Source organism: Holdemania sp. (genome assembly GCF_986127675.1).
The window spans coordinates 1-3,415 of the sequence record NZ_CFQZWI010000169.1 but is presented as its reverse complement, the minus strand read 5'-3'; the positions used below and the strand labels follow the sequence as shown (position 1 = coordinate 3,415).

Genomic DNA, 3,415 nt, shown 5'->3' with positions numbered 1-3,415 from the left:
TCTTCCGATCTCTGCGACCTGGGCGAGGGGCTGGCGCCGTATCGGCCGCGCTATATCTGCCCGGATTATACGCAGTTGATGGAAAAAGGATCCCGATTTCTCGATCTGACGCCGCCGCAGGATCTGCTGGAAGCGACCAACGCCCTGCTGATCATGTATCATCACGTACCTTCGATTACCTCGTTTCCAGTCTATCTGGGCAATCTCGACCAGCTGCTGGAACCGTTTGTCCTGAAGGAAACACCGCAGCGGGCGAAGCAGATCCTGAAAATGTTTCTGCTGCATATCGACCGCACGCTGACCGATTCGTTCGTGCATGCCGACCTTGGCCCAGAGGCGACCCGCACTGGCGAGCTGATTCTGCAGCTGAGCGAGGAAATGCAGTGCGCGATGCCGAACCTGACGCTGAAATATGATCCGCTGCTTACCAGTGATGATTTTCTGAAGCGCTGCGCGCTGTGCATGTTAAAGACCGCCAAGCCCTCGTTTGCCAACCACGCGATGTTCACCCGCGAGTGGGGCGAGAACTATGCGATCGCTTCCTGTTACAATGGCTTGAAAGTTGGCGGAGGCGGCTTCACGCTGCCGCGGATCCGGCTGTACGAATGCTCGCTGAAAGCGAAGGATCCGCAGGATTTCCTGGACAACGTGCTGCCGCACTATGTGCAGATCATGCTGGAAATGATGGAAGACCGAATCCGCTTCATCGTTGAAACCAGCGCGTTCTTCAAGGCCAATTTCCTGGTCACGGAAGGGTTTGTCAAGCTTGAGAACTTCACCGGCATGTTCGGCATGGTCGGCCTGGCGGAATGCGTCAACCATCTATTGGGGATTGAGGATCCGCGGCGGGGTTATGGCAACAACGCTGCTGCGGATGATCTGGGCGTCAGAATTTTACAACGCTTAAGCGATCTGGTCGCGGGTTTTACTTCGGCCTATTGCGATTGCACGGATCACCACTTCCGTCTGCACGCGCAGGTTGGGATTGATTCCGACGGCCGCGAGAACTCTCCGGGCGCACGGATTCCAGTCGGCGCAGAACCGGGCATGCTGAAGCAGATTCAGCATGCGGCGCGGATGCATGGCTTTTTCCCGACCGGGATTGGCGATATCTTTAAGTTTGAGGAAACCTGGCTGAACACGCCGGAAGCTTTGGGCGATATCATCAAGGGCGCAATGGCCAGCGGAATGCGCTATTTCTCCGGCTATCTCGAGAACAACGATGTCGTTCGCGTGACCGGCTATTTAGTCAAGAAAAGCGAACTGGCGAAGCTTGATCAGCATAAGCAGTCGCTCAACAACGTCAGCATCTTCGGCCAGGGCGCCCGCGACAAAGGCAATGCGCTTGACCGCCGGGTGGAAAAGCACGGACAATGAAGGCGTTGATCAACCGGATTATTCCCTTTTCCAACGTTGACGGACCCGGCAACCGCTGCGCAATTTTTTTCCAGGGCTGTCCGCTGCATTGCGCATACTGCCACAATCCGGAAACCTGGCAGGTCTGCGATCATTGCGGTCAATGCGTCGCCGGCTGCCCAGCCGGGGCGCTGGCTTTGCGCAAAGGAAAAGTGGTTTGGGATGAAACCCGCTGCGCAGGCTGCGATCAATGCATCCATGTCTGTCCTCATCACGCTTCCTGCAAAGTCAGCGAGCTGACGCCCGAGGCCTTGTTTGAGAAGATCGCGGAAACCTTTCCGTTTATTCAGGGAATTACGGTCAGCGGCGGGGAATGTATGCTTTACGCTGATTTTCTGACGGCGCTGTTTCGCCGTGTCAAGGCGGCCGGGAAAACCTGTCTGATCGATTCCAACGGCGTCATTGATTTTGGGCAATATCCCCAACTGCTCGCTTTGTGCGACGGCGTGATGCTTGATATGAAAGCCATCGACGACGACTTTCACCGCCAGCTCACCGGCGCGTCCAATCGACAGGTACTGGATAATCTGACACTGCTGCTGGAGGCTGGGAAGCTGGAAGAAGTCCGTACGGTGCTGCTGCCACAGTTTCCCAAACAAAATCAGAAGACGGTCCGTGCGGTAAATGAAAGGCTGCAGGGAAAAATTCGTTATAAGCTGCTGCGCTATCGGCCGTTTGGGGTGTGCGAGGAAGGACTGCGGTTCTGCGGCCGGACGATCACGCCGTTGGAAGAAGCCGAGCGTCTGGCGCAGGCTGAAAGCGACCGCGGTTTTCATAACTGTGTCGTTATCTGAACAAAATCAGGGTGCAATTAGATGAATTTGTAAGAGGAAGTCCGTAAGGGCTTCCTTTTTGTCGGCTGTCCTCTTTATAAAACCAACGCGCGCGTGATATAATAAGAAAGCAAGTCAACAAAGGAGATCGGGCGGGATGAAAACACCACAAAAAGCGATATCGCAGCTGATAACGCAGAAGGAAATTTTAGAACAGCTTAAAGAACTCGGCGTCGGCGCCGGCATGATCCTTGAAGTTCATGCGTCGCTCAGCGCGTTCGGATATGTCTGCGGGGGCGCCCAAACGGTCGTTAACGCGTTGATCGAAGCGGTCGGCTACTCTGGTACGCTGCTGATGGCGATGCAATGTTCGGACAACACCGAACCCTCGGCCTGGGAAAATCCGCCGATCGAACGTCATTTGATCAAAGCCGTGCGCGAACAGATGCCGGCGTTTAATAAAAAAGAATCGGATACCCGGGCAATGGGGGCGATCGTCGAGAATCTGCGGCGGCGCGATGGGATCGTCGTTTCTCATCATCCCAACTGCGCTTATGTCGCCTGGGGTAAATATGCCAAGCTGCTTTGCAACCATCAGTCGCTGCATTTTCCGCTGTCTGAGGAATCCCCGGCCGCCCGGTTGTATGAGCTGAAAGGCTCGGTGCTGTTAATGGGCGTCGATTATACCCGCTGTACGGCAATGCATTTAGCGGAATACCGCAGTGAAATCCGGCCGGTGATCCTGCGCGGTGCGGCGGTCGAGCTGGAAGACAAGCGTATGTGGAAGAAATATCTGGATCTGGATATCGACAGTGAGATCTTTAATAAAATAGGCAAACGCCTGGAGGAAAAAGGCTTTGTCAAAAGAGGCAAGGCCGGTATGGCTGAATTGCGGCTGTTCAAAGCGGACGCCGCGATTGATGAAGCCATGCGCTATCTGGCCAAGGAACACCCGTATGCCCGATATCTTCAACCTGCGCTTTTTTGAAGGTAAACAAAAAGCGGCAGTCCCGTTTTCATAACTCTGTGATAACAGAACACTTTGGTAAGGGTGAATTGGAAAACGGCGATGACAAGAATGAAAAAAGGGCTCTTTCAAAAATAGTGTTGGTGAGAGAAAAACCGAAACAAGAAAGACGCAGATGAGTTCCAGAAATGGGACTCATTTTTAATTGAGAAAACGGCAGGGAACTAAGGTGTTAGAAATAAGTAAAATGCGGGTCTTA

Annotated in this window: 3 protein-coding genes; all 3 read left to right on the top strand. The window is 53.8% G+C overall.

What is annotated here, in order from left to right:
- Positions 1 to 1,377 (top strand): YjjI family glycine radical enzyme (locus AC5OW4_RS14880; protein WP_493677175.1); only part of this gene is annotated, 1,377 nt, incomplete at its 5' end.
- The gene (locus AC5OW4_RS14875) at positions 1,374 to 2,210 is read left to right on the top strand and encodes a YjjW family glycine radical enzyme activase (RefSeq protein ID WP_072686105.1); all 837 of its coding nucleotides are present in this window, start codon (positions 1,374 to 1,376) and stop codon (positions 2,208 to 2,210) included. The genes AC5OW4_RS14880 and AC5OW4_RS14875, both read left to right, overlap by 4 nt.
- A 136-nt stretch (positions 2,211 to 2,346) precedes the next feature.
- Complete coding sequence (locus AC5OW4_RS14870; protein WP_493677174.1) at positions 2,347 to 3,177, top strand: AAC(3) family N-acetyltransferase; 831 nt, start codon at positions 2,347 to 2,349, stop codon at positions 3,175 to 3,177.
- The last annotated feature ends 238 nt before the right edge of the window (positions 3,178 to 3,415 follow it).

Coding starts and splice junctions, on each gene's coding strand:
- AC5OW4_RS14875 (WP_072686105.1), top strand. CDS start 1,374: ATGAAGGCGTTGATCAACCGGATTATTCCCTTTTCCAACGTTGACGGA.
- AC5OW4_RS14870 (WP_493677174.1), top strand. CDS start 2,347: ATGAAAACACCACAAAAAGCGATATCGCAGCTGATAACGCAGAAGGAA.